This is a genomic window from Fulvivirga aurantia (assembly GCF_009711475.1).
Taxonomy (GTDB): domain Bacteria; phylum Bacteroidota; class Bacteroidia; order Cytophagales; family Cyclobacteriaceae; genus Fulvivirga; species Fulvivirga aurantia.
In genome coordinates, this window is record NZ_SMMD01000286.1 from 1 (window position 1) to 1,522 (window position 1,522).

1 protein-coding gene is annotated in these 1,522 nt (G+C 41.5%); it reads left to right on the forward strand.

Going from position 1 to position 1,522, the window contains the following annotated elements; genetic code table 11:
* Positions 1 to 1,057: acyl-CoA dehydrogenase family protein (locus tag E1176_RS01185; RefSeq protein WP_281349501.1), on the forward strand; the 1,057-nt coding region annotated here is incomplete at its 5' end.
* Positions 1,058 to 1,522 lie beyond the last annotated feature (465 nt).

Consider the following 1,522-nt stretch of genomic DNA (forward strand, 5'->3'; position numbering starts at 1 on the left):
AGAAAAATGGTTTTGTAGTAATGCCAATGCAGAGATAATATTTGCTTTGGCTCGCACCAATGAAGATCGGGCTGGTACTAGAGGTCTTTCTATTTTCATGATAGAAAAAACAAGGCCTGATGGCTCGCCTAATCCTTTGGGTATGGTTAGGTTGAAAGATAAGTTGGGAGTACGATCAATGGCAAGTGCTGAATGTAAACTGAATAACACAGTGGGCAAGCTCGTAGGTAACGAGTTTGAAGGCTTTAAAGTAATGGCAGAAATGATCAACCTGAGTAGGTTATATAATTCGGTTGCTGCCCTCTCTACTGCCAGGCGAGCGTTAGTTGAGGCCTTTCAATTTTTAGTGAACAGGAAAACATTCGGGAAAAAGGCCATTGAGCATGTGTTGATAAGAGAAAAACTATACGAATTGGGAAGTCTTCACATTGCCAATTTTTACCTGACGTGGAAAGCCATTGAAACATTGGACGCTGCTGACAGTGGTAATGAAGAAGCTCAGGAGCTCATCCGGTTTTTAACTCCAATGGTGAAGAAGTGGTCGGCAGAAAAGGGCGTCTACATCGTGAGAGAAAGCATGGAGCTTATGGGAGGCATAGGTTATATTGAAGATGGTGTAATGCCAAAGCTGATGCGCGATATCATGGTACTGCCCATCTGGGAAGGAGCCGGGAATATTATGATTTTAGATATGTTGCGGGCATCTCAAAAAAGTAATGGATTAGCTGTGATGCTTGCAGAAATAGAAAAATCTGTTGAGGAGAGTGACGAACATCGAGAATTAATGGCCCGTGTTCTTAGAAATTTGAAGACAAAATTAGGGAGTATGTCATCTATGGAGGGTGATCAACTGCAGCTTACGGCCTCCGTATTATTTCAAAAGCTTACAACTCTTTATCAAATGACTGTATTGATTCAAAATCAAACAGAAAATTCCAAATCATGGATTAAACCGGCACTTAAATATCTCAGTGATCTGTTGGAGCCAAATGGTGAAATTGAAAGGAGTACACTTTCTGTAGAAGAAGTCAGATGTTTAATTGCGTGGGCGATCTAAGCTACATGCTTTAGACTTAAAGCTAATTTATCTTCCGTGGCGTCATCCCTGCGTAGGCAGGGATCTCCTAAATACAATGAGATTCCTGACTTCCGCTGCGCTTCATCAGGAATGACTAACGAAATTATTTATTACAGCAATAGATTATGTCAGGCTGAGGCACTCGAGGCCTGTTTTACTTAATGATAAACCTATTTAGAACCTCACCCATAGCGATAGCGAAGAGTTTTTCAGAGCTGGGGAGCTACATGCTTTAGACTTAAGGCTAATTTATCTTCCGTGGCGTCATCCCTGCGTAGGCAGGGATCTCCTAAATACAATGAGATTCCTGACTTCCGCTGCGCTTCATCAGGAATGACTAACGAAATTATTTATTACAGCAATAGATTATGTCAGGCTGAGGCACCGAAGCCTTGTTAGCTTAGTGATAAAACCTATTAGAACGTCACTCAGAGACATAACTTT